The organism is Streptantibioticus parmotrematis (genome assembly GCF_019890615.1).
Classification (GTDB): domain Bacteria; phylum Actinomycetota; class Actinomycetes; order Streptomycetales; family Streptomycetaceae; genus Streptantibioticus_D; species Streptantibioticus_D parmotrematis.
Genome location: NZ_JAINVZ010000007.1, coordinates 250,979 through 275,481, shown reverse-complemented (window position 1 = coordinate 275,481; position 24,503 = coordinate 250,979). Strand labels below are relative to the sequence as shown.

The following is a 24,503-nucleotide window of genomic DNA, read 5'->3' as shown; positions in this document are numbered from 1 at the left end:
CTTGGGCGGCGGGGCGGCGGTCGTGCGGCGGGGCGCCGGTGGTGCGGCCGGGCTACCGGCTCATGAAGCGGTCGAGGACCCGGACTCCGAAGTGCAGCGCCTCCACCGGAACACGTTCGTCGACTCCGTGGAAGAGCGCCTGGTAGTCGAATCCCGGTGGCAGCTTCAGCGGCGAGAATCCGTATCCGGTGATGCCCAGGCGCCCGAACTGCTTGGCGTCGGTGCCTCCGGACATGCAGTACGGCACCACGTGGGCACCGGGGTCGAAGTGCTCCAGCGCCTCACGCATGGCGGCGTACGTCGGTGAGTCGACCGGCGCCTCCAGCGGCCGCTCGCGGTGGTGGAACTCCCAGTCCACCCGGGGGCCGGTGTGGCGGTCGAGCGTCTCGGTGAACTCCTCCTCGCCGCCGGGCACCATGCGTCCGTCCACGTAGGCGGTCGCCTCGCCCGGGATCACATTGAGTTTGTAACCGGCGGAGAACATTGTGGGGTTGGAGCTGTTGCGGACGGTGGCCTCGACCAGCGCGGCGCTCGGGCCGAGTTCTTCCAGCAGCGTTTCGACGGCGCGTTCCAGAGCGGCGGGCGTGGCCGCGTCCAGGTCGGCGTCGAGGTGGTGCAGTGCGGCCAGTTCGGCGAGCGCGGCCCGCACGGTCGTGCTGAGCCGGATCGGCCAGTGGTGTTCGCCGATCCGCGAGACGGCGGAGGCCAGGGCGCTGACGGCGTTCTCCCGGTTGACCTTCGAGCCGTGCCCGGCCCGGCCCTTGGCCGTCAGCTTCAGCCACGCGGTGCCGCGCTCCCCCGCGGCCACGGGGTAGAGCCGCAGGCCGGTGGCGGTGTGGAAGGTGAACGCGCCCGACTCGCTGATGCCTTCGACGCAGCCGTCGAAGAGGTCGGCGTGCCGGTCGGCGAGGAACCCGGAGCCGTAAGCGGCGCTGTCCTCCTCGTCCGCGGTGAACGCCAGCACGATCTCCCGGCGCGGCCGACGGCCTTCCCTGGCCCAGGCGCGCACGGTGGCAAGCACCATCGCGTCCATGTCCTTCATGTCGATGGCGCCGCGCCCCCAGACCACGTCGTCGCGGACCTCGCCGGAGAAGGGGTGCACGCTCCAGTCGTCGGGCTCGGCGGGCACCACGTCGAGGTGCCCGTGGACCAGCAGGGCTCCCGCCGACGGTTCGGTGCCCTCGATACGGGCCACCACGTTGGCCCGGCCGGGGGCGGACTCCAGGACACGCGGTTCGATCCCGGCGTCGGCGAGGCGTTCGGCGACGTACTCGGCGGCGGGCCGCTCCACGCAGTCGCCGCCGCCCCGGTTGGTGGTGTCGATGCGGATGAGGTCGGAGGTGAATCGGACCACTTCGTCCAGGGCCTGCTGCCCGGGCGGCGGCGCCGCGGGCCGGTCCAGTGTCGACTCAGCCATAGTGTTCCTCCACGTGTGAAGAGACCAGCGTGGTCACGGCCTTGAAGGCGCGGATGCCTTCGTACATGGTGTCGGTGGTGTAGCGGACCCGCCGCTCGCCACACTGCTCCACCAGGGGCACGACGGTCGCCGCGCAGACCAGGTGGGACGCGTCGAACTCCACCTCGACGGTGAACGGCCCGGCCTGGACCGGCTCGTGCCGTATGGCGAGCTTGGCGCCGCGCTGCGCCGCTTCCCTGATCTCCGCCGCCGTGCGGGCCGGCGGACGGCACACCGCCGCGTAACGGGAGACGTAGTCCTTGACGGCGACCGCCGGTGCCTGCGGCGCGTAGGTCCTGGCGTCGAGTCCGGTCCGGTCGTCGCCGGTGACCAGGACGACGGGGACTCCGTACTCGGCGACGACCAGGGAGTTGAGTCTGCCCTCGCTGGCGGGCTCACCGTTGACCCAGACTCCGGTGATGGAGTTCGCAAGGTAGGTGTGGGCGAGGACGCCTTCGGTGCCCGCGCCGGTGTGGTAGCCGAGGAAGGCGACGCCGTCGACGTCCCCGTGCTGGACGCCCTCGACCATCGACAGGGCTTTGTGACGCCCCGTGAGCATCACGGCCCGCTCGTCCAGCTCTTCGAGGAGGAGGTTGCGCATCGTCGAGTGGGCCTCGTTGACGAGAACCTCGTCCGCGCCCCCGTCGATGAACCCGGCGACGGCCGCGTTCACGTCGGAGGTGAACATTCGCCTGCACCGCTGCCACTGCTCGGTGCCGGGCACCACGTCAGCGGGCCAGGTGACGCCGGTGGCGCCCTCCATGTCCGCGGAGATCAGAATCTTCATGGCTCGGACGGTACGCGGCGGCCTGAACGGGCGCCAGGCCTGTGGATAACTCTAGAGGTCTAGACCTCTAGAGTTATCCACAGGCCTGGCGCGATCGACGGCTCGCTCACAGACTCGGCTTCATGAACTCACTCTCAGCGACCAACCACAAGCCACTGGGCCGGCAGGTCGATCCTCGACCCGTCCGCGCGGTACTCCGTCATCACCAGGTCGATCCGCCCGCTCGCGAGGACCGAAAGGCCGGTCGCCCGCAGCAGTTCGGGCACGGCCTCGTCCTCCGTCTCCGCGGGCGTGAGCCCGTGCGCGAAGACCCTGGCGATCTTCGGCGGGGGCCCACCCGCACCCCGGGCCGTGTCCGCGATCACCGATTTGGCGACCGCGAGCGGCTCCACGACGAAGGCCCGGCCGCCCCGCCCGGCCAGCGCCGCTACCGCTTCGGCGATCGCGGGACGCGCCGCAGGTTCGCTCTGGTGGATCACCGCGCGCAGGTAGACGTCGGCGTCCCCCAACTCTCCGTGCAGGGCGCCGACCTCCCCGGGCTCGGCGGCGTTCAGCTGCCGGAACTCCGCCGTGCCCGACGCGTCGGCCCGCCGGGCATGTTCGACGGCGGCGTGGGAGATGTCCACCCCCACCACGCGCGCGAACCGCTCCGCCAGGAAGCGCGTCGTGGTGCCGCTTCCGCACCCGAGGTCCACCACGGGCTTCGAGCCGTCGACGAACGGCTCGAAGAGTGCCAGGTGGGGCTTGACGCTCAGCGACGCGTCGCAGTCCCAGACCGCGGCACCCGGCTCTTCGGGGGTCTCCCTCCAGTAGCTCTCCCAGGCCTCCTTGTAACGGTCCGACACAGCCATGCGAACTCCCCGGGAATCGACGCCTCGTCAAGATCATTGCTACCGGCGGCAGTTGCCCGCGACAAGTACCGCGTTCAATCATTCACGGCTTGTTCGAGAGCGTCGGCGCCGTGTGCGCATCCGGGTCGTGCCGACCGAACAGGCGTGGCGTCCAGGTCTTCCACGCCGACCACGACATCTACGGTGTCCAGGTCTTCCATGGCAACCACGGCATTCACGCCTTCCATGCCGCCCACGGCCTCGCGGCTACCCGGCGGAACGCTCGGCCGACCGGTGACGGGAGCGAGACGGCAGTGCCTGCTCGAACCACACCGTCTTGCCCTGGTCCCGGCGGCCGACACCCCATCTCAGCGCCAGTCGGTCCACGATCAGCAGGCCGCGCCCGCCCTCGTCGTCCGGCCCGGTCTCCAGCAGGACGGGCGCGGCCTGGTCGCCGTCGGACACCTCGCACAACAGGGCGTCCGCCCGCACCAGTCGCAGTTCGATCCGACCCGCGGTCGCGTGCCGCACCGCGTTGGTCACCACCTCGCCGACCAGCAGCGCGGCCGTGTCAGCGGCCTCCGGCAGTCCCCAGCGGTCCAGGACGCCCCGGACCAGGGCCCGCGCCCGAGCCGTCTCCTGCGGCCGCCGGTCCAGGTACCAGGTGGCGGTGTCGGACCTCGGGATCCCGCCCAGCCGGGCCATCAACAGGGCCACGTCGTCCTTGCGGCCACCGGGTGGATTGAGGGCGCGCACGACGGCGTCGCAGGCGTCGTCCATCGAGGCGGCCGGATGCGCCGCGCTCTCGCACAGCGCCGCAAGGCCCGCCCCGATGTCCTGGCCGCGTACCTCCACCAGCCCGTCCGTGCACAGCAACAGCCGGTCCCCGGGCGACACCGGGACGCGGACCGTCTGGAAGGGCACGCCGCCCACACCCACCGGGGCGCCCGTCGGAAGGTCCAGCAGTTCGCTGCGTCCGTCCTTCGCGTACACCAGCACCGGCGGGACGTGGCCCGCGTTGGCGACCAGCAGTTCCGACTCCACCGGGTCGTAGACCGCGTACAGGCAGGTGGCGAGGTAGTGGTCGCCGAGGCGGCGCGCCAGATCGTCCAGGCCGCGCAGCAGTTGGGCGGGCGGCAGGTCGAGACCCGCCATGGTCTGCACCGCGGTGCGCAACTGGCCCATCATCGCGGCCGAGTTGAGGCCGTGGCCCATCACGTCGCCCACGACCAGCGCCGTCCTGGCACCAGGGAGCCTGATCGCGTCGAACCAGTCGCCACCGACCTTGCCCAGCCGTTCGCCCGGCAGGTAGCGGGTGGCTACCTCGCAGCCCGGCATCCGGCGCTCGATCCGCGGCAGCATCCGGTCCTGGAGCGTCTCGGCCACCGTCTCCTGGTGGTTGTACATGCGCGCGTTGTCGAGCACCAGGCCCGCGCGGGCGGCCAGTTCGGCGCCGGTGGCGCGGTCCATGTCGTCGAACGGTTCGCGGTCCGCCCGCCGCAGCAACACCATGAAGCCGAGCACCACGTTGCGGGCCTTCAGTGGGACGACGAGCAGCGAACGGCCGTTGATGAGCGGGCGCAGGTCCCGCTTCTCGAACTGCGTCGCGATCCGGTCGCCCAGGGCGTCGTCGATCGTGGGGATCAGCACCGGCTCGCCGGTGACCATGCACCGGAAGAACGGGGTGTCCTCGGGGAAGGCGATGGCCTCACCGGTCGGCACGGTGTCGTCCCAGCGGCCCGGCTCGTCGTTGTGCTCGACCCACACCCGGTGCCACACGGTGGTCACGTCCGGCGGTCCCTCGGGAAAGCCCTCGCCCGCCGGCACCTGGGCGCGCAAGTGGGTGCCGGCGAAGTCGGCGAAGCGGGGGACGGCGGCGCTGGTCACCTCGCGGATGGTGAGCGCCAGATCGAGGGAACTGCCGATGCGCCCGGACACCTCGTTGAGGAACTCAAGCCGTTCGCGAACGGCCGCGTGCTCCAAATCGGGGCCGTCCGGCGCGGCGGCCGGGCCGGACGGCACGCCCGCCGCGCGGCCGGCCCGCTCGTCGGTGTCGCTCCTGACAACCCGCTCGTCGGTGTCGATCCCGACAGCCCGCCCGTCGGTGTCGATCCGTTGCGCCCGCCGGGTGAGGTACCGGGGCACGCCCCAGTCCGGCTTCACCGGCACCCGGTCGTGCCTGCTGATCTCCAGGACGGGGTAGCCCAGTTCGAGGATCTGGGAGACGATCCGGTTCCCCGCCGCCGGGCCCATGTTGGGCAGGATGTCGGGAAGGCGCTCCGAGAGCCGCTCGGCACCGGGGAAGTCGGTGTGCAGCGCGAAACCGGGCGCGACCCGTTCGAACGTGCCGTCCTCGCCTGGCGCCGCGACGACCCGCGAGGCGTCGGCGAGGAGCACCACCAGTCGTTCGGCACCGGGGCCGATGAGCGGGTAGGCCCACCACAGCACGTCGAGCGGCCCGTTGCGCGCGTCGGACAGATGGGCGCGACCGGCCGTGGGGTAGGACGGCCCGCGGCTCAGCGAGGCGTCGAGGTCGTCGGCGCACGGGTGGGCCGCGACGTCCTCGCGGGCGGCCAGGGCGCCGGAGACCGGCAGGAGGTCGGCCGCGGCACTGCCGACGGCCTCTTCCCTGGGGACGCCGAACAGCCTGCGTGCGCCGCTGCTCCAGTGGGAGACCAGCCCGTCGCCGTCGACGACGACCACGGCGAGCGGAACGCGCCCGGCCGGCTGGGCGGGCTGCTCGGGCGACGATCGGCGCTCCATGGTCGCGGGGACTCCTTCCCCTTGTCGGGGTCGCGGCCGCTGTCGGCGCCTCGCCCCGGCCGCGAGACCCGTGGCGCCGACTACCACGGTAGAGGTGGCCGGCCGATCGGCGGAGCACAAAGCGCGAATCGGCGTACGCCCGCGCACGGCACCTGTTGCCGGGCCGGGGACGATCAGCGTGTTAGCGTCCCGTACTCGGTACGAGAACTGGGGAAGACCGGGAGCAATCACCATGACCACGCTCGAACCGGCGTCTCGCGCCGCATTCTCGCCGCGCCGGCAGGCGGTGGCGGCCTGGCTGCGCGACCCGGTCGTGGCGTCCGTACTGCTGGCGGCGGTGCTGCACGTGGTGTGGGCGGTCTTCCTGGCCACCGAGGGCGGCGACCTGGCGGCGCAGTACGCGTGGACGGAGTTCGCGGACCGCAATCCCGGTTCCGCGTACAACCTGTCGTGGTACGGCGGCATGCATCCGGTGTCCTACAGCGTGCTCACCCCGTATCTGATGGCGGCGCTCGGGGTGCGCACGACCGCGGTGATCGTGGGGACCGCCTCCGCCGCGATCTTCGCCCGCATGCTGGTGCACACCAGGGTCCGGCGCCCGATGGTCCCGGCGCTGTGGGGGGCGTTCGCCCTGTGGTGCGACAGCGCGTCGGGCCGGGTGACGTTCGCCGTCGGCGTGTTCTTCGGGCTGGCGGCGGTCTGGGTCGCCTACGAGTCGTGGGGCAGCAGGGCGTGGCGCGGCGCGGCGGCGGCCGTGCTGGGGGCGCTGGCGACCATGTCGAGTCCGGTGGCGGGGCTGTTCGTCGAAGTGGTCGCGGCGGCGCTGTTCTTCACCGGCAGGCGCAAGGACGCCTACGCGATGGCCGCGGGTCCGGTGCTGGTGGTGGCGGCCACCACGATCTTCTTCCCGTTCTACGGGGTCCAGCCGTTCTCACTGGCGGGGGCGCTGCTGCCGATCGGCGTGTCGTTGCCGCTGGCGCTGTGGGCGCCCGAGTCGTGGCGTCCGGTGCGGATCGCGGCGGGGGTGTACAGCCTCGGGGTGGCGTTGACGCTCGCGGTGCCGTCGCCGATCGGGAGCAACGTGGTGCGGCTGGCGCTGCTGTTCGCCGGGGCGCTGTTGCTGGCGGCGGCCGCGGGGCGCCGTCATCTGGAGCCGCGCAAGGTGCTCGCGCTCTACCTGGCCTTCGCGGTGGCCGCGGTGTGGCAGATCTTCAAGCCCGTGCAGGATCTGGTGGCGACCGCCCCGGCCGCCGGGTGGGCGTCGTACGCACGGCCCCTGGAGAGCGAGTTGCGGCGGCTGGACGCGGACCAGGGCCGCGTGGAGGTGGTGTCGGCGCAGACCCACTTCGAGTCGGCGGGCCTGTCGCCGTACGTGGACCTGGCACGCGGCTGGAACCGTCAGGTCGACGTGGAGCGCAATCCGCTGTTCTACAACGGGACGCTGACCGCCGCGTCGTATCACGACTGGTTGCGGCGCTGGGCGGTCAACTACGTGGTGCTGCCGAACGCGACGCCGGACAACGCCGCCGTCGTCGAGGCGCGGTTGGTCTCCGAGGGTCAGCCGTGGCTGCGGCAGGTGTGGAAGGACCCGCACTGGCGGGTGTACCGGGTGACCGATCCGGTGCCGCTGGCCGCCGCGCCGTCCACGGTGGTGCAGGCCGGGGAGAGCGAGTTGTCGTTGCGAGTGCCCGCGGCCGGTTCCGTGCTGGTGCGGATCACTTGGTCGCCGTGGCTCGGGGTGCTCGGTGGTGGGCACGGGTGCCTGGAACAGGACGGCGACTGGACGATGTTGCACGCCTCAGGACCGGGCCTGTTCCGGATCGGCGCCCGCTACCAGCTGCCCCGGGGCACTCCCTGCCCGACGCGGTCCGGGTCCTAGCGGGGCGGACGGCGGCCGCCGCCCCGCCGGGGCCGGGGGCGTGCGGGTCAGTCCTCGTGGCCGAGCCGCAGGTCGCGTTCCGTGCGGCCGCCGCCCGCCACTTGGAGGACGGTGGCGACCGGCGGGTAGCCCGCCGCGATCACCGTGTACGACCCGGCGGCCAGATCCACGAAGCGGAACACGCCGTCCGTGCCGGTGGTGACGGAGTCGACGACGTTGCCGGCGGCGTCCAGCAGGGTCACGCGGGCGTCCTCGACCGGACGGCCGCCGGGCGCGCGCACCGTGCCGCGCAGGACGGCGCCGCCCGCGAGTTCGACGTCCTGCCGGGTCTCGCGCGCCGCCTGCACCGACACCGGAAGCGCGGCCGGCCGGTACGCGGGGGCGCTCGCGGCCAGCGTGTACTCGCCCGCGACGAGATCGGTCAGCACGTAGGCGCCGTCGCGATCGCTGCGGGCACCGGCGACGACCTCGCCGCGCACGTCGGTCAGGGTGACCACGGCGTCGTGCACGGGCGTGCCGTCGGCGGTCAGCACGGCCCCGGCCAGCCGTCCAGCGCCGCCGAGCACCACGTCCAGGTCGACGGGCCGTTCGCCGACGGTGAGGCTCACCGCCTGCGGCTGGTGGCCCCCGGCCGCCGCGATCAGGACGTAGCTGCCGCTGCCCGGCGTGGACAGCGCGTAGCGCCCGTCGTCACCGGTCGCGCCGCGGCCGATCTGGCGTCCGGAGGCATCGATGAGGGTGAGGGCGGCCCGGGCCACGCGGGTGCCGTCCGCGTGCTGGACGGTGCCGCACACCGGTACGCCGACGCCCGACCCGCCGCCCGGGCGGGTCTGCGGAGGCACGTAGGCGTCGGCGGAAGCGTCCGTGGGGGTGCCGTCGTAGGTCGTCACCAGGGGTTTCTCCTTGAGCAGGAAGGCGGTCAGGAAGCCGAGGGCGAGAGGCGGCACGAAGTAGAGGAAGATGTGCGGCATCGCCTGCGCGTACGCCCGTACGTAGGCGTCGCGCAGCGGCGCGGGCAGGGCGCGTACCAGCTGCGGGGTGATGGAGTCGGGGCTGGGCAGCCGCACCGAGTGCGGGAGCCCGGCGGCCAGCCGTTCGGTCAGGCGGCGGGCGAACAACGTGCCGAAGACGGCCGCGCCGACCGAACCGCCGATCTGGCGGAAGTAGTTGTTGGCGGAGGTCGCGGCGCCCAGGTCGTCGGGGGCGGCGGAGTTCTGCACGGCGAGCAGGAGAACGGGCAGGGTGAGGCCGACGCCCAGACCCAGGACGGCCATCCAGACGCTGTAGACCGGGCGGCCGGTGTGCGCGGTCAGGCCCGACAGCAGCCACAGGCCGACGGCGGCCAGCGCGCAGCCGAGGACCGGGTAGACCTTCTGGTGGCCGGTCCGCCCGATGAGCCTGCCGGAGACGACGGAGGCGACCACCACTCCACCGGTCATCGGCAGCATCAGCAGGCCGGATTCGGTGGCCGAGACGCCGTCGGCCATCTGCAGGAAAGTGGGAAGGTAGCCCGCCGCGCCGAAGAGGGCGACGCCGGTCACCACGCCGATGACGTTGGAGACGTTGAAGACGCCGTCACGGAACAGGCGCAGCGGGATGACCGGTTGCACGGCGAAGCGCTCGACCAGCAGGAAGAGCAGGGCCGACACCAGAGCGCCGACGCCCAGGCCGACGATCACGTGCGAGCGCCAGGCGTAGCGTGTCCCGCCCCAACTGGTCAGCAGGACCAGGCAGGTGGAGGCCGAGGTCAGCAGCAGTGCGCCCAGCACGTCGAAGCGGGCCCGGACGGCGGGCGCGGGCAGCCTCAGCACCGCGGCGATCACCAGGAGGGTGACCGCGCCGAACGGCACGTTGACGTAGAAGCACCAGCGCCAGGAGGCGTGGTCGGTGAAGAAGCCGCCGACGAGCGGTCCGGCGACGGAGGCCACGCCGAAGGCGGCGCCGATCACGCCCAGGTAGCGTCCGCGCCGCTCCGGGGGCACGATGTCCGCGATGATCGCCTGCACGCCGATCATCAGGCCGCCGCCCCCGACGCCCTGCAGGCCGCGGAAGACGATCAGCTCGTTCATGGTGTGCGACCAGCCCGCGAGGGCGGAGCCGATGACGAAGGTGACGATCGCGAACTGGAAGACGGGCTTGCGTCCGAACAGGTCGCCCAGCTTGCCGTAGATCGGCAGTCCCACGGTCGAGGCCAGGAGATAGGAGGTCACCACCCACGACATCCGGTCCAGGCCGTGCAGTTCGCCCACGATCTTCGGCAGCGCGGTCGCCACGACGGTCTGGTCGAGAGCGGCCAGCAACATGGCCAGCAGCAGCCCGACGAACACCATGCGCACCCGGCGCGGGCTGAGCCCGGCACCCTGGTCCGCCGAGGGGTGGCCCTCGCGGCGCGTCTGGTCGCGTCCGTCCGCGAAGCCTCCGTCACCGGGCGCACCCGCGCCGGAAACCGCCCCCGCCCCCACGGATCCAGCGCCGTCAAAGTCCTCAGCAGAGCGGCCAGTCGGAGCCACGACGCCCGCGAGGTCGTCGTACGGGCCCGGGATCTCGATCTCGACCGTCACCGTGCCCGCGGGCCCGGAGACCCCGGCCGAGCCGAATGCGCCGGATACGGCGCCGATTGCGGAACCCGGAGGGACAACGGCGCCGGACACGGCACCCGAAGGCGGAACGGCGCCCTGCGAAGGGGAGCCGCCCGACCCTGCGTTCGCCGGAGGTTCCCCGGCCGCCAGTCCGGCCAGTGCGGTGCCGCCCACCTGCTGCTCCCCTCGTCCACCCACGCGCGAGCCGTCCGCCCGTTCGCCGACGCGCGAGTCGTCCGCCCGTGCGCGCGCCCTTTTCTCGCATTACGCACCATCGGCGAGCAAGCGAGACGTTTCACCGCGAGGGGAGGCGGGAACGTCCGTCAACTCCCTTGCCTGGCAAGGGAACTGGCGTCCCATCAGGGGCTTTCGGGAGGGTGGGCGCGCGCCGGGCGCACGCCCCACCCGTCCGCAGATCCACTCGATCCGGTGAAGCGACGAATGCGCCAACCGAGGCAGGTGGCGGGTGGAAAGCGTGCACACGCTGCCGGGAGCGGGGGGGCGCCCGCCGCGAGCGGCCGACGAGGAGCAGGTCGCCGCGCGGACCGGGTGGCGGGCAGCCGCGGAGGGCTGCCGGGGAGCAGCAGGCGGGCGGACGCCGTCGGCTACTTCTCCACGTGGGCCGCGAGGTTGGCGAGGATCGCGTCCTGGATGCGGTTGAGCCCCTTGGGAGCGAAGGTCTTCTCGAAAAAGCCGCCGATGCCGCCCGCGCCGGTCCAGGTGGTCTCGACGACGACCTTGGCCTTGCCCTCGCCCGCCGGGGTGACCGTCCAGGTGGTCACCATGGTGGAGTTGCGGTCCTTCTCCACGAGACGGCCGGGCTGCGGCTCGCTGACCTCGAACAGGCAGTCGCGCACCCGCTTGCTCGTGGCCTGGAGCTTCCAGTGCACGACGGTGCCCGCGCCGGCGCCGCCCTCCCGCACCTCGTACTCGCTGAACTGCTCGGGCAGCAGTTCCCGCCGGGCGTGCGCGTAGTCCGCGAGGGTGCCGAACGCCGCCTCGGGGGTGGCGGCGACGACTCGCTGGGTGGTGGCCTCGACCTGCGCCATCTGTACGTCCTCCGGTCTCTTCCAGGCATCGCCTCCCGGAGTTCGACTCCCCGGGGATCACCTGTGTTGACGGCAAGCCAACCACCGCGGCCACGCCCGCCCAAAATCGGGTCCCCGGCCGAAAGCCACCACCCACCCATAATCGAAAATCACTCGAACAATATTCGTTCGCATGTTCTAATAGCAGGGACGGGCCGCCGACGGGACGCGGACCGAAGAGGGGGAAACGGACAGGACGCGACCAGCACGGTGGAGGGCGGCAGCGACATGCGATGGGACAACCTCGGCGACGACGACCCGGCGGCGGGCGCAGGCCCGGCCACTCCGGCGCTCTTCGGGACCGGCCTGGTCAGCCGGACGTTCGACACACCCGGGTTCCGCGGCATCACCTTCCACGAGGTGCGCGCACGCTCGATACTCAACCGGGTCCCCGGCACCTCACGGATGGCGTTCGAGTGGACCGTCAACCCCTACCGGGGATGCAGCCACGCCTGCGTCTACTGCTTCGCCCGCAAGACGCACAGCTATCTGGACCTCGACACCGGGCACGACTTCGACTCGCAGATCGTGGTGAAGGTCAACGCGCCGGAGCTGCTGCGACGCGAACTCGCCGCGCCGCGCTGGCAGGGCGCACACGTCGCGATGGGCACCAACGTGGACTGCTACCAACGCGCCGAAGGCCGCTACCGGTTGATGCCCGGCATCATCTCCGCGCTGCGCGACTTCGCCAACCCGTTCTCGATCCTCACCAAGGGGTCGCTGATCCTGCGCGACCTGCCGCTGCTGGAGGAGGCCGCCGCGGTCACCTCGGTCTCCACCGCCGTCTCCGTCGGCTTCACCGACCAGGAGCTGTGGCGCACCGTGGAGCCGGGCACGCCCTCGCCGCACAAGCGCCTGGAGGTGTGCCGGACGCTGAACGAGCACGGCATACCGTGCTCGGTGCTGATGGCGCCGGTGCTGCCGTTCCTGTCCGACTCGCCGGAGCGGTTGCGCGAGACGGTGCGGGCGGTCGCACAGGCGGGCGCGACCTCCGTGACACCGCTCGTGCTGCACCTGCGGCCCGGCGCACGCGAGTGGTACTTCGCCTGGCTCGCCGAGCGCCACCCGGGGCTGGTACGGCGCTACGAGGCGATGTACGCGGGCGGTTCGTACGCGCCGAAGTGGTACCAGCGGCGGATCACGCGGCAGGTGCACGAGTTCGCGGCCGAGTTCGGCATGGGCCCGACCCGGCGCGGCGGATCGCGCGGCATCCCGCAGGACGGCCCACCGCCACCGTCCGCGCCGCCACCGCCCGCGGCTCCCGCTCCGGCCGAGCCCATACAGCTGTCGCTCATCTGATGTCGCTCATCTGAACGCGTTCCAAATCACATGCGCGTTTCTCTGGCGATCAAGTTACTCACGAGTTACTCTCAAGCCAACGAGTCCGTGATCCGCCGACCGCGGTGACCGGACTCGCCGAGCACGACGGCCTGGTGACGCAGCCGCCGTGCGCCCGCACCACCACAGCACGCACAGCACCACCCGAAGCACGACCCAGCACCATCAAGCACCACCCAGCACAGAACCACAGCATCACGCGGTATTTCGTCGGTTCGGCATCGCCTGGCGCGGCCCCGGGACAGGGCCCGCCACTTTCACCGGCTCGCGCGCACAGCGACGTGCTCGCGATCGCCGGTCATTCAACTCCTTGGCTGTACGGGCGCGTTGAGACGCCCCCGTTCGGCAACCCCTCAGTCGTCACGCCCCCTTCTCGTCGGGGCACACTCCCTGGAGTTCCGCGATGGACCGTCCGTCCGCTTCCTCCCTCTCGCGCTCCCCGTTGCACGTCGTCGCCGTCGTCGGCCTGGGCACGATGGGATCCGGCATCGCCGAGGTCCTGGTCCGCGCCGGCCACGAGGTGATCGGCGTCGACCCGAGCGAGCCCGCCGCGACCGCCGCCGTGGCCGCGCTGGAGCGCTCCACCGCCCGCGCCGTCGAGCGCGAGCGCATCACCCCCGCCGAACGGGCCGAGGCACTCGCCCGCTTCCGCGTCTTCTCCGATCTTCAGGCCGCCGCCGACGCGGACCTGGTCATCGAGGTCGTGCCGGAGAACTACGAGCTCAAGCGCGAGGTCTTCACCGCGCTCGACGCGATCGTGCGCCCCGAGGCGATCCTCGCCACCGGCACCAACGCGCTGTCGGTGACCCGGCTGGCCGCCGAGACCTCCCGCCCCGAACGCGTCCTCGGCCTGCACTTCTTCGCGCCCGCGCAGGCCATGAAGCTGGTCGAGGTGGTCTCCACGGTGCTGACCGGCCCGGAGGCCACGCAGGCGGTGACCGCACTGGTGACCGCGCTGGGCAAGGAGGCGGTCCCGGTCGGCGACCGTCCCGGCTTCATCGCGGACGGGCTGCTGTTCGGCTACCTCAACCAGGCCGCAGCGATGTACGAGGCGCGTTACGCGACCCGGGAGGACATCGACGCGGCGATGCGGCTCGGCTGCGGCCTGCCGATGGGACCGCTGGCGCTGCTGGACCTGATCGGCATCGACACGGCCCGCACCGTGCTGGAGGCGATGTACGCCGCCTCGCACGACCGCCTGCACGCGCCCGCGCCGATCCTCGGCCACCTCGCCGCCGCGGGGCTCACCGGGCGCAAGGCGGGCCGTGGTTTCTACACCTACGACGGGCCGGGCGGCCAGAGCGTGGTGACCGACGCCCTCACGCCGGACGCCGCCTCGGGCGCGACCGCCGGGCGTGAGGTGCGCAGCGTCGGGGTGGCCGGGTCGGGCACGATGGCGACCGGGATCGCGGAGGTCTTCGCCAAGTCCGGCTTCCACGTGGTGCTGGCGGCCCGCGGTGAGGAGAAGGCGCAGGCGGCCGTCGCCCGGATCGCCAAGTCGCTGAAGCGCTCGGTCGACAAGGGCAGGCTCTCGCCCGAGGACCGGGACGCCACGCTGGCCAGGATCACCCCGTCCGGCACGCTGGACGCGTTCGCCGACGTGGACCTCGCGGTGGAGGCGATCGCGGAGGAACTCCGCGTCAAGCAGGAGCTGTTCGCGACCTTCGACAAGGTGTGCAGGCCGGGCGCGGTGCTGGCGACCACCACCTCGTCGTTGCCCGTGGTGGAGATCGCGGCGGCCACCTCGCGGCCGCAGGACGTCGTCGGGATGCACTTCTTCAACCCGGCCCCCGCCATGAAGCTGGTCGAGGTGGTCCGCACCGTCCTGACCGCCGATGACGTGCGTGCCACGGTGCACGAGGTCTGCGCCCGCGTCCGCAAGCACCCGGTGGACTGCGGCGACCGTGCCGGGTTCATCGTGAACGCGCTGCTGTTCCCGTACCTGAACAACGCGGTGAAGATGGTCCAGGAGCACTACGCGAGCGTGGACGACGTGGACGCCGCGATGAAGCTCGGCGGCGGCTATCCGATGGGCCCGTTCGAACTCCTCGACGTGGTCGGCCTGGACGTGTCGCTGGCGATCGAGCGGGTGCTGCACCGGGAGTTCCGCGACCCGGGGCTGGCTCCGGCGCCGCTGCTGGAGCACTTGGTCTCGGCGGGCTGCCTAGGCCGCAAGACCGGTCGCGGCTTCCGCGAATATGCCAGGGCCTGACGACGGTTCGGGGTGGAACGGGGTCTTCCCCGGGCTGGCACACGGCCGGGGAGGACCACCGCCCGCCGGGTCGGGGGCGAAGCGGGCGGCGCGGACCGGAAATCGGACGGCGCCGACGTCATCTCGGGAAATGCGTTACGTTCCCAGCATGTCCCCGCCGCGCACCAGCACCCGTACCACCGCACAGCGGCACCGCGTGCGGCAGGATCTCGCCACCGCAGCGATGCGGCTGTTCACCACCAAGGGGTACGAGGCGACCACGGTGGACGAGATCGCCGCGGCGGCCGGGGTGGCCCGCCGGACGTTCTTCCGGCACTTCCGTTCCAAGGAAGAGGCGATCTTCCCCGACCACGACGACACGCTGGTACGGGTGCAGGCGGTGCTGGACAGCGCGGAGCCGCGCGAACACCCGCTGGACACCGTGTGCCGGGGCATCACCGAGGTGCTGCGGATGTACGCGGAGTCCCCGGAGGTCTCCGTCGAGCGCTACCGGCTGACCCGTTCCGTGCCGGCGCTGCGGGAGCACGAGATCGCGTCGGTGGCCCGGTACGACCGGCTGTTCACGCGCTATCTGCTGGGCCACTTCGACGAGGCGGCGCACCAGCCGGGCGACGACGACCCGCTGCTGGCGGAGGTCGCGGCCTCGGCGGTGGTCGCGGCGCACAACCACGTGCTGCGGCGCTGGTTGCGGGCGGGCGGCAAGGGCGACGTCGAGGCCCAGCTGAACAGGGCGTTCGACGTGATCCGCAAGACGTTCGGCACCGGGATGGGAATCGGCCGCGCGGCCACGCGGAGCCCGATCCCGGCGCCCGCGCCGGTAGCGGCTGAGGGCGCCGCGGAGCCCGAGAGCGAGGGCGAAGTGGTCGTCGCGGTAGCCCGGATGGACGCCTCTCCGGCGGAGGTCCTGCGCGCGGTGGAGAAGGCCCTCGGCAGGGCCTGACCCCGCCCCGAGCAGGGCCTGATCCCGCGGCCCTGTTCCAGGGCCTGATCCGCCCTGGAACAGTGCCTGACCTCGCCCTGCACCCCCGTCGGCCTCACCCCGCGCGCCGCCCGGCCTCGCCCTGCACCCCGTCCGGCCTCACCCTGCGCGCCCCGTCGGCCCCCTCGCCCGCGCCCGCCACGGAGCCCACGCCGCCGTCCCCACCTGTTGCGTGCCCGCCGCGTTCGGCGAAAATTAATGGCACGCAGTGTCTTTACGACTGGCACCGCGTGCCATACGGTTGTCCCAGTCCGGACGGGCGGCGTGCGGCGATCCCTCGCACACCGTCTGTCCCCCAGCGTCCGGACGCCTGCGTCACAGGCTCTTGTTCGCGGTACGTCACCACGTTCCGCGGCCCCGTCCGTGCGACAGCCACGGACCGCAGTACCCGCCGAACCGACGGCACACCCGAGACCCCAGCGTTCCCTCAAGCGTCCCCGATGGCGCTTCGCCGGAGGCCCCCAGTGAACGAGATCCTCGACGCGATCCTCGCGCCCGACACCACTTCCGCCGACTTCGCGGCCCTGCCGCTGCCGGAGTCCTACCGCGCCGTCACCGTCCACAAGGACGAGGCGGAGATGTTCGACGGGCTCACCACCCGCGAGAAGGACCCCCGCAAGTCGCTGCACCTGGACGACGTGCCCGTCCCCGAACTCGGCCCGGGCGAGGCCCTGGTGGCCGTGATGGCCTCCTCGGTCAACTACAACTCGGTCTGGACGTCCATCTTCGAGCCGGTCTCCACGTTCGCGTTCCTGGAGCGCTACGGGAAGCTGTCGCCGTTGACCAAGCGCCACGACCTGCCGTACCACGTCATCGGCTCCGACCTCGCGGGCGTCGTGCTGCGCACCGGCCCCGGCGTCAACGCCTGGCACCCGGGCGACGAGGTCGTCGCGCACTGCCTGTCGGTGGAGCTGGAGTCGGCGGACGGCCACAACGACACCATGCTCGACCCCGAGCAGCGCATCTGGGGCTTCGAGACCAACTTCGGCGGCCTCGCCGAGATCGCGCTGGTCAAGTCCAACCAGCTGATGCCCAAGCCGAAGCACCTCAGCTGGGAGGAGGCCGCCGCCCCCGGCCTGGTCAACTCCACCGCCTACCGGCAGCTGGTCTCGGGCAACGGCGCCGGCATGAAGCAGGGCGACAACGTGCTGATCTGGGGCGCCTCGGGCGGCCTGGGCTCCTACGCCACGCAGTTCGCGCTGGCCGGCGGCGCCAACCCGATCTGCGTGGTCTCCAGCCCCCAGAAGGCGGAGATCTGCCGGGCGATGGGCGCCGAGGCGATCATCGACCGCACCGCCGAGGACTACCGGTTCTGGAAGGACGAGCACACCCAGGACCCCAAGGAGTGGAAGCGCTTCGGCAAGCGCATCCGCGAGCTCACCGGCGGCGAGGACATCGACATCGTCTTCGAACACCCCGGCCGCGAGACCTTCGGCGCCAGTGTCTACGTCACCCGCAAGGGCGGCACCATCACCACCTGCGCCTCGACCTCGGGCTACATGCACGAGTACGACAACCGCTACCTGTGGATGTCGCTCAAGCGCATCATCGGCTCCCACTTCGCCAACTACCGCGAGGCGTGGGAGGCCAACCGCCTGATCGCCAAGGGCAAGATCCACCCCACGCTGTCGAAGACCTACAGCCTGGAGGAGACCGGCCAGGCCGCCTACGACGTCCACCGCAACCTGCACCAGGGCAAGGTCGGCGTGCTCGCGCTCGCCCCGGGCGAGGGCATGGGCGTGCGCGACGAGGAGACCCGCGCCCAGCACATCGACGCGATCAACCGCTTCAGGAACATCTGAGCGCCGGCGCGACACGCAGGCACACGTCACGACACGTCGAAGAAAGCGCTGTTTCGATGACTGAGCGTCAAAAGGATCGTCCGTGGCTGATGCGGACCTACGCCGGGCACTCCACCGCCGAGGCGTCCAACGAGCTGTACCGGCGTAATCTCGCCAAGGGCCAGACCGGCTTGTCGGTCGCGTTCGACCTGCCGACGCAGACCGGTTACGACCCCGACCACGTCCTCGCCCGCGGCGAGGTCGGCCGGGTCGGGGTCCCGGTCGCCCATCTCGGCGACATGCGCAGGCTGTTCCAGGACATCCCGCTGGAGCAGATGAACACCTCGATGACCATCAACGCCACCGCCATGTGGCTGCTGGCGCTGTACGAGGTGGTCGCCGAGGAGCAGGGGGCGGACGTCGCCAAGCTCCAGGGCACGACACAGAACGACATCGTCAAGGAGTACCTCTCGCGCGGGACGCACGTCTTCCCGCCGGGGCCGTCGCTGCGGCTGACGACGGACATGATCGCGTACACGGTCGCCCGCATCCCCAAGTGGAACCCGATCAACATCTGCTCGTACCACCTCCAGGAGGCCGGGGCCACGCCGGTGCAGGAGATCGCGTACGCGATGTCCACGGCGATCGCGGTGCTGGACGCGGTCCGCGACTCCGGCCAGGTGCCGCAGGAGCGGATGGGCGACGTGGTCGCGCGCATCTCGTTCTTCGTCAACGCGGGCGTGCGGTTCATCGAGGAGATGTGCAAGATGCGGGCGTTCACCCGCATCTGGGACCGCGTCACCCGGGAGCGCTACGGGATCGAGGACGCCAAGCAGCGCCGCTTCCGCTACGGCGTCCAGGTCAACTCCCTGGGCCTGACCGAGGCGCAGCCGGAGAACAACGTCCAGCGCATCGTGCTGGAGATGCTGGCGGTCACCCTCGGCAAGGACGCCCGCGCCCGCGCGGTCCAGCTCCCCGCCTGGAACGAGGCGCTGGGCCTGCCCAGGCCGTGGGACCAGCAGTGGAGCCTGCGCATCCAGCAGGTCCTGGCGCACGAGAGCGACCTGCTGGAGTACGAGGACATCTTCCGCGGCAGCCACGTGATCGAGGCGAAGGTCGACGAGCTCGTCGCCGAGGCGTCGGCCGAGATCGAGCGGGTCCAGGAGATGGGCGGCGCGATCCCGGCCGTGGAGTCGGGCTACCTCAAGTCGCAGCTGGTCTCCTCGCACGCGCTGCGGCGGGCGCGCATCGAGTCGGGCGAGGAGAAGGTGGTGGGCGTCAACTCGTACGAGACCAGCGAGCCCAGCCCGCTCACGGCCGACCTGGACACGGCCATCATGACGGTCGACCCGGCCAACGAGGCGCGGGTGGTCGAGGCGCTGGAGACCTGGCGGGCCGAGCGGGACGACGCGCGGGCCAAGGCGGCTCTGGAGGCGCTGAAGGCCACCGCGGCCGGCGACGCCAACCTGATGGAGGCCACCTTGGAGTGCGCCCGCGCCGGGGTCACCACCGGCGAGTGGTCGTTCGCGCTGCGGGACGTGTTCGGCGAGTTCCGCGCCCCCACCGGAGTCAGCAGCGCCCCGGTCGCGGTCGCCGCCGAGGAGGGCACGCCGCTCGCCGGGGTACGGGCGAAGGTCGCGGCCACCGCCGAGGCGCTGGGCGTCGGCAAACTGCGGCTGCTGGTGGGCAAGCCGGGGCTCGACGGGCACTCCAACGGCGCCGAGCAGATCGCGGTTCGCGCCCGTGATGCCGGTTTCGAGGTCGTGTACCAGGGCATCCGGCTCACGCCCGAGCAGATCGTCTCCGCGGCCGTCGCCGAGGACGTGCACTGCGTCGGATTGTCCATCCTGTCCGGTTCGCACGGTGAACTCGTGCCGGACGTACTGCGCCGGCTGCGGCGCGCCGGAGTGAGCGACGTTCCGGTCATCGTCGGTGGGATCATTCCCACCGCCGACGCCGAGGAACTCAAGGCGCAGGGCGTCGCCGCCGTCTTCACGCCGAAGGACTTCGGCATCACCGAGATGATCGGGCGGATCGCGGACGAGATCCGGCTCGCGCACAACCTGGAGGTCTGACGATGCAGTTCGGGCGCACGTACGAGGAGTTCGAGGTCGGTGCGGTCTACAAGCACTGGCCCGGAAAGACGGTCACGGAATACGACGACCATCTGTTCTGCCTTCTCACCATGAACCACCACCCGCTGCACATGGACGCCAACTACGCCGAGAAGACAACGGATTTCGGCAAGAACGTCGTGGTGGGCAACTACATCTACTCCCTGCTGCTGGGCATGTCGGTACCGGACGTCTCCGGAAAGGCGATCGCCAACCTGGAGATCGAGTCGCTGCGGCACGTCGCGCCGACTTTCCACGGCGACACGGTCTACGGCGAGACGACCGTGCTGGACAAGTGGGAGTCACGGTCGAAGAACGACCGCGGCATCGTCTACGTCGAGACCAAGGGCTACAAGCAGGACGGCACGCTGGTCTGCGTGTTCCGCCGCAAGGTCATGGTCCCCACCGCCACGTACACCAAGGAGCGCGGCGGCGAACAGCCCGGCCGCCCCGAGCTGAAGCCCCAGGAGAAGTAGAGCGATGAGCCGCCTCCAGCAGACCGAGGGTCTGACCGAGATCCAGCAGGAGATCCTCAAGACCGTCCGCGACTTCGTGGACAAGGAGATCATCCCGGTCGCCACCGAACTGGAACACCGCGACGAATACCCCGCCCAGATCGTCGAGGGCCTGAAGGAACTCGGCGTGTTCGGCCTGATGATTCCCGAGGAGTACGGCGGTCTCGGCGAGTCGCTGCTCACCTACGCGCTGTGCGTGGAGGAGATCGCACGCGGCTGGATGAGCGTGTCGGGCATCATCAACACGCATTTCATCGTGGCCTACATGCTCAAGCAGCACGGCACCCAGGAGCAGAGGGACTACTTCCTGCCCCGGATGGCCACCGGTGACGTGCGCGGCGCCTTCTCGATGTCCGAGCCGGGTCTCGGTTCCGACGTCTCGGCGATCCGCACCAAGGGCGTGCGCGACGGCGACGACTACGTGATCAACGGTCAGAAGATGTGGCTGACCAACGGCGGTTCCTCCACGCTGGTCGCGGTGTTGTGCCGTACCGACGAGGGGCAGCCGGAGGGCGCCGCGCCGCACAAGTCGATGACCACCTTCCTCATCGAGAAGGAACCCGGTTTCGGCCCCAACGCCAAGGTGGCGGGCCTGACCGTGCCGGGGAAGATCGAGAAGATGGGCTACAAGGGCGTCGACACCACGGAGTTGGTGCTGGAGGACGTCCGGGTGCCGGCCGATCGCGTGCTGGGCGGGCAGAGCGGCCGCGGTTTCTACCAGATGATGGACGGCGTCGAGGTGGGGCGCGTGAACGTCGCCGCGCGCGGGTGCGGTGTGGCGCGCCGCGCCTTCGAGTTGGGCGTCGAATACGCACAACAGCGGCACACCTTCGGCAAGCCCATCGCCCAGCACCAGGCGATCCAGTTCAAGCTGGCGGAGATGGCCACCAAGGTGGAGGCCGCGCATCAGATGATGATCAACGCGGCGCGCAAGAAGGACTCCGGCCAGCGCAACGACCTGGAAGCGGGCATGGCCAAGTACCTGGCCTCGGAGTACTGCAAGGAGGTCGTGGAGGACGCCTTCCGCATCCACGGCGGCTACGGGTTCTCCAAGGAGTACGAGATCGAGCGCCTGTACCGGGAGGCGCCGATGCTCCTGATCGGTGAAGGAACCGCTGAGATCCAGAAGATGATCATCGGACGGCGGCTGCTCGAGGAATACCGGATTCAGGGCTAGACCGAGCAGGATGTCCGTATTTGGGGTGATTTATCCGCAAGGAAAGTCACACCCTGTCATCGGTCGAGCGGCCATCGACTCGCCCTCTAGCTTGCCGAGTTGCTGGCCGCTACCGATACCATCGGGAAAAGCCGCCGTCCCCAAGTCTCATCGCGGCACCCTCCGCTACGAAGGTCATCCATGCCCCACAGCCCATCCTCTGCACATCGCGGCCGGGTCCGCCTCGCGCGTGGAGCGTCGCCGTGGCTCCTCCCGACCGTCGCCGCCGCAGCGGTCAGCCTGACCCGCGCCCGTCGGTCCACGCGGTGGGCGGCTGTGGCCGTCCCCACCACCGCCCTCGCGGCGGGCATGCTGTGGTTCTTCCGCGACCCGGAACGTGAGATCGCTCACGGCCGGGTCATCTCCCCCGCCGACGGCGTGGTGCAGAGCATCATGCCGTGGAAGGACGGGCGCACCCGCGTCGCGATCTTCATGAGCCCGCTGAACGTCCACGTCAACCGAGCGCCCCTGGCGGGCACCGTGACGTCCGTCGAGCACATCCCCGGCGGGTACGTTCCGGCGTTCAACAAGGAGAGCGAGAACAACGAGCGGGTCGTCTGGCACTTCGACACCGAGCTGGGCGACATCGAGATGATCCAGATCGCCGGTGCGGTCGCCCGCCGCATCGTGCCCTACGTGCCGGCCGGCACCAAGGTCGAGCGGGGCGAGCGGATCGGCCTGATCCGTTTCGGCTCCCGCGTCGACGTCTACCTGCCGGAAGGCGTCGAGGCCGCCGTCGAGGTCGGCCAGCCCACACAGGCAGGGGTGACTCGCCTTGACCGTGATTGATCCCGACACCCAAGCCACCTCCTGGGTCAGCGAGCTGGAGGAGGACGCGGCGGACGACATGCCGCTGTCCACCCGGCTGTCAATAGCGGACACCCTCACCCTCGGCAACGCCACCTGCGGTTTCATGGCGGTGTACTTCACCACCACCGGCGTCCTGGTCCCGCACCTGATGGGCCGGACCGACGGCGGCATGACCCGGCACAGCGCGGCGACCGCCGTGATGCTGATGCTGCTGGCCTCGGTCTTCGACCTGTTCGACGGGCTGGTGGCGCGCAAGCTGCGCAGCTCGGCGATGGGCGCGGAGCTGGACAACCTCTCCGACCTGATCAGCTTCGGGCTCGCCCCGGCGTACTTCGTGGTCGTGTGGGGCATGGTCGCCAACGACGGCCACCAGCACGTCTCGGCGGTGGCCGCGATCGTGGTGGTGCTCGCGGTGGTGCTGCGGCTCGCCCGGTTCTCCTGCACGACCGTGCGGGACGGCGTCTTCCAGGGCATGCCCTCCCCGATGGGCGCGCTGACGATCATCTCGGCGGTCCTGCTCCAGCTGCCGTTCCTGCCGACGCTGGCGATCATCGTGGGTGTGGCGTGGCTGATGGTCAGCCGGGTCGAGTACCCCAAGCCGCGCGGCCGCCTGGCGATCGCCACCCTGTGCTGGATCTTCATCAGCATGGGCTGCCTGGCCGCCTGGGCCGCCGACTCCCCCGGCGCGCAGCGCCTGCTCCAGGCCGGTGCCGCGCTCCAGGTGGTGATGGCCGCGGGCATCCCGCTGTTCGCCGCGATCCGCCGGGTGAACACCATCCGCGGCAACCGCCGCGAGGCACGCGCCGCGCAGCTCCGGTAACCGTCCGCGACGCGGACACCGTACGAATACGAAGAGGGCCCCGGGCGATCCGCCCGGGGCCCTCTCGCGTTCGATACGGGCGGCACCTCGCGTTCGATGCGTGCGACCGGTCGCCGAAGGCTCTACGGCGCCAGGAAGTCGCGGGCGAGCCGTTCCGCCTGGCGCTCCAGGAGGGCGCCCGCTTCGGCCATGCAGCGCGCCGGGTCCGGCTCCAGCTCGGTGAGGGCGTAGGCACGGCGGATGCCCGCGCCGCCCAGCGCCTCCGGGGGCAGCGCGAGGCGCCCGCAGACGGCCACCACGTCGACGCCGCGGGCGCGGGCCGCCTGGGCCACGCCCGCCGGGGCCTTGCCGTGCAGCGTCTGGGCGTCCAGCGAGCCCTCGCCGGTGATCACGAAGTCCGCCCGTTCCAGCGCCTCGGCGAACCCCAGCAGCTCGAAGAGGACCTCGACGCCGGGCCGGAAGACCGCGTCCAGCCCGACCAGGGCTCCGTAGCCGATCCCGCCGGCGGCGCCCGCGCCCGGCGCCTCGGCGGCCTCCGCGGCACGCGAACCCAGGGCGGCGCCCAGCACCTCGGCGTACCGCCCGAGCGCGGCGTCCAGCGTGGCCACGTCCTGCGGCGAGGCGCCCTTCTGCGGGCCGTAGACCGCGGGGGCGCCCTTGGGGCCGCGCAGCGGGTTGTCGACGTCGCTGGCGAGCACGAACGCGGTTCCGGCGACCCTCGGGTCGAGACCGGACAGGTCGGCCCGCTCCAGCCCGGCCAGCGCCGCGCCGCCGGGGCCCACCGGGCGGCCGTCGGCACCGGTGAAGGCGGCTCCCAGCGCGGCCAGCATGCCCGCGCCGCCGTCGGTGGAGGCGCTGCCGCCGACACCCAGCACGACGGTGCGCGCGCCCGCGTCCAGCGCGGCCCGCAGCAGCTCTCCGGTGCCGTACGTGGACGAGGCGAGCGCGGAACGGCTGTCCGGGGTGACGTGGCGCAGGCCCGAGGCCTCGGCCATCTCGACGACGGCGACGTCCCCGCGCAGCGCCCAGGCGGCCGTGACGGGCTCGCCCAGCGGTCCGGTGACGGTCGTCGCCCGGCGCTCGAAGCCCACGGCGACCGCGGCGTCCACGGTGCCGTCACCGCCGTCCGCGACCGGCAGCGACTCCACCGGCAGGGCGGGCACGGCCCGGCGCAGGCCGGTGGTGACGTGTTCGGCGACCTCGACGGCGGTGAGCGAGCCCTTGAACTTGTCGGCCGCGATCAGCACGCGCGGGAGCGCGCCCCGGCCGCCGTCCGCCCGGTGCTCCGTGTCCTGCCGGTGCTCGCCCTGCTCCTCGTGAATCTCTCCCACCTTGC

18 protein-coding genes are annotated in these 24,503 nt (G+C 71.5%); 10 read left to right on the top strand and 8 right to left on the bottom strand.

From position 1 onward, the window contains the following. Positions 1-52: 52 nt before the first annotated feature. The 5 genes from K7472_RS13775 to K7472_RS13755 form a co-directional block, all read right to left on the bottom strand. On the bottom strand, positions 53-1,417 hold the full coding sequence (locus tag K7472_RS13775) for a M20/M25/M40 family metallo-hydrolase (protein ID WP_222977613.1): 1,365 nt from the start codon (positions 1,415-1,417) through the stop codon (positions 53-55). Then, the gene (locus tag K7472_RS13770) at positions 1,410-2,243 is read right to left on the bottom strand and encodes a M55 family metallopeptidase (RefSeq protein ID WP_222977612.1); all 834 of its coding nucleotides are present in this window, start codon (positions 2,241-2,243) and stop codon (positions 1,410-1,412) included. Before K7472_RS13770 ends, K7472_RS13775 begins: the two co-directional genes overlap by 8 nt. Positions 2,244-2,377: 134 nt before the next feature. Further along, positions 2,378-3,094: a class I SAM-dependent methyltransferase gene (locus K7472_RS13765; RefSeq protein ID WP_222977610.1), complete on the bottom strand. Its 717-nt coding sequence runs from the start codon at positions 3,092-3,094 to the stop codon at positions 2,378-2,380. 74 nt (positions 3,095-3,168) lie between these two features. Further along, entirely contained in the window at positions 3,169-3,330 is a 162-nt protein-coding gene (locus tag K7472_RS13760) for a hypothetical protein (RefSeq protein ID WP_222977608.1), read from the bottom strand. Positions 3,331-3,340: 10 nt separating this feature from the next. Further along, complete coding sequence (locus tag K7472_RS13755) at positions 3,341-5,836, bottom strand: ATP-binding SpoIIE family protein phosphatase (protein WP_222977606.1); 2,496 nt, start codon at positions 5,834-5,836, stop codon at positions 3,341-3,343. Positions 5,837-6,068: 232 nt separating this feature from the next. On the opposite strand from K7472_RS13755, the gene K7472_RS13750 reads away from it, so the two are divergent. Then, positions 6,069-7,715, top strand: a complete 1,647-nt coding sequence (locus K7472_RS13750) for a DUF8823 domain-containing protein (RefSeq protein ID WP_222977604.1) — start codon at positions 6,069-6,071, stop codon at positions 7,713-7,715. Between the two features lie 47 nt (positions 7,716-7,762). Here K7472_RS13750 and K7472_RS13745 read toward each other — a convergent pair whose 3' ends face one another. Both K7472_RS13745 and K7472_RS13740 read right to left on the bottom strand, forming a co-directional pair. Next, positions 7,763-10,276: an MFS transporter gene (locus tag K7472_RS13745; RefSeq protein WP_308013898.1), complete on the bottom strand. Its 2,514-nt coding sequence runs from the start codon at positions 10,274-10,276 to the stop codon at positions 7,763-7,765. A gap of 623 nt (positions 10,277-10,899) precedes the next feature. Beyond that, on the bottom strand, positions 10,900-11,343 hold the full coding sequence (locus tag K7472_RS13740; RefSeq protein ID WP_222977602.1) for an SRPBCC family protein: 444 nt from the start codon (positions 11,341-11,343) through the stop codon (positions 10,900-10,902). Positions 11,344-11,610: 267 nt separating this feature from the next. Here K7472_RS13740 and K7472_RS13735 point away from each other — a divergent pair, with 267 nt between their 5' ends. The 9 genes from K7472_RS13735 (at position 11,611) to pssA (ending at position 23,167) form a co-directional block, all read left to right on the top strand. Further along, positions 11,611-12,681 carry an Rv2578c family radical SAM protein gene (locus K7472_RS13735; protein WP_222977600.1) on the top strand — a complete coding sequence of 357 codons (1,071 nt, stop codon included), beginning with the start codon at positions 11,611-11,613 and terminating at the stop codon, positions 12,679-12,681. Between the two features lie 442 nt (positions 12,682-13,123). Beyond that, the gene (locus tag K7472_RS13730; protein ID WP_222977598.1) at positions 13,124-14,932 is read left to right on the top strand and encodes a 3-hydroxyacyl-CoA dehydrogenase family protein; all 1,809 of its coding nucleotides are present in this window, start codon (positions 13,124-13,126) and stop codon (positions 14,930-14,932) included. A 130-nt stretch (positions 14,933-15,062) separates the two neighbouring features. Beyond that, positions 15,063-15,872 carry a TetR family transcriptional regulator gene (locus K7472_RS13725; RefSeq protein ID WP_222977596.1) on the top strand — a complete coding sequence of 270 codons (810 nt, stop codon included), beginning with the start codon at positions 15,063-15,065 and terminating at the stop codon, positions 15,870-15,872. 503 nt (positions 15,873-16,375) lie between these two features. Next, the gene (gene ccrA, locus K7472_RS13720) at positions 16,376-17,713 is read left to right on the top strand and encodes a crotonyl-CoA carboxylase/reductase (protein ID WP_222977594.1); all 1,338 of its coding nucleotides are present in this window, start codon (positions 16,376-16,378) and stop codon (positions 17,711-17,713) included. A gap of 56 nt (positions 17,714-17,769) precedes the next feature. After that, positions 17,770-19,767, top strand: a complete 1,998-nt coding sequence (locus K7472_RS13715) for an ethylmalonyl-CoA mutase (protein ID WP_222977592.1) — start codon at positions 17,770-17,772, stop codon at positions 19,765-19,767. Positions 19,768-19,769: 2 nt separating this feature from the next. Then, complete coding sequence (locus tag K7472_RS13710) at positions 19,770-20,282, top strand: MaoC family dehydratase (RefSeq protein WP_222977590.1); 513 nt, start codon at positions 19,770-19,772, stop codon at positions 20,280-20,282. A gap of 4 nt (positions 20,283-20,286) precedes the next feature. After that, complete coding sequence (locus tag K7472_RS13705; RefSeq protein ID WP_222977588.1) at positions 20,287-21,498, top strand: acyl-CoA dehydrogenase family protein; 1,212 nt, start codon at positions 20,287-20,289, stop codon at positions 21,496-21,498. 180 nt (positions 21,499-21,678) lie between these two features. Next, complete coding sequence (locus K7472_RS13700) at positions 21,679-22,326, top strand: phosphatidylserine decarboxylase (protein ID WP_222977586.1); 648 nt, start codon at positions 21,679-21,681, stop codon at positions 22,324-22,326. Then, positions 22,313-23,167, top strand: a complete 855-nt coding sequence (gene pssA / locus K7472_RS13695) for a CDP-diacylglycerol--serine O-phosphatidyltransferase (RefSeq protein ID WP_222977584.1) — start codon at positions 22,313-22,315, stop codon at positions 23,165-23,167. Before K7472_RS13700 ends, pssA begins: the two co-directional genes overlap by 14 nt. Positions 23,168-23,289: 122 nt before the next feature. Here pssA and K7472_RS13690 read toward each other — a convergent pair whose 3' ends face one another. Beyond that, positions 23,290-24,414 carry a glycerate kinase gene (locus K7472_RS13690; RefSeq protein WP_308013904.1) on the bottom strand — a complete coding sequence of 375 codons (1,125 nt, stop codon included), beginning with the start codon at positions 24,412-24,414 and terminating at the stop codon, positions 23,290-23,292. Positions 24,415-24,503 lie beyond the last annotated feature (89 nt).

Bases quoted from the DNA above. Each gene is read 5' to 3' on its own strand.
- K7472_RS13715 (WP_222977592.1), top strand. From the start codon at position 17,770: ATGACTGAGCGTCAAAAGGATCGTCCGTGGCTGATGCGGACCTACGCC.
- K7472_RS13740 (WP_222977602.1), bottom strand. From the start codon at position 11,343: ATGGCGCAGGTCGAGGCCACCACCCAGCGAGTCGTCGCCGCCACCCCC.
- K7472_RS13775 (WP_222977613.1), bottom strand. From the start codon at position 1,417: ATGGCTGAGTCGACACTGGACCGGCCCGCGGCGCCGCCGCCCGGGCAG.
- K7472_RS13735 (WP_222977600.1), top strand. From the start codon at position 11,611: ATGCGATGGGACAACCTCGGCGACGACGACCCGGCGGCGGGCGCAGGC.
- K7472_RS13750 (WP_222977604.1), top strand. From the start codon at position 6,069: ATGACCACGCTCGAACCGGCGTCTCGCGCCGCATTCTCGCCGCGCCGG.
- K7472_RS13725 (WP_222977596.1), top strand. From the start codon at position 15,063: ATGCGTTACGTTCCCAGCATGTCCCCGCCGCGCACCAGCACCCGTACC.
- K7472_RS13755 (WP_222977606.1), bottom strand. From the start codon at position 5,836: ATGGAGCGCCGATCGTCGCCCGAGCAGCCCGCCCAGCCGGCCGGGCGC.
- K7472_RS13710 (WP_222977590.1), top strand. From the start codon at position 19,770: ATGCAGTTCGGGCGCACGTACGAGGAGTTCGAGGTCGGTGCGGTCTAC.
- K7472_RS13770 (WP_222977612.1), bottom strand. From the start codon at position 2,243: ATGAAGATTCTGATCTCCGCGGACATGGAGGGCGCCACCGGCGTCACC.
- K7472_RS13700 (WP_222977586.1), top strand. From the start codon at position 21,679: ATGCCCCACAGCCCATCCTCTGCACATCGCGGCCGGGTCCGCCTCGCG.
- K7472_RS13730 (WP_222977598.1), top strand. From the start codon at position 13,124: ATGGACCGTCCGTCCGCTTCCTCCCTCTCGCGCTCCCCGTTGCACGTC.
- K7472_RS13705 (WP_222977588.1), top strand. From the start codon at position 20,287: ATGAGCCGCCTCCAGCAGACCGAGGGTCTGACCGAGATCCAGCAGGAG.
- K7472_RS13765 (WP_222977610.1), bottom strand. From the start codon at position 3,094: ATGGCTGTGTCGGACCGTTACAAGGAGGCCTGGGAGAGCTACTGGAGG.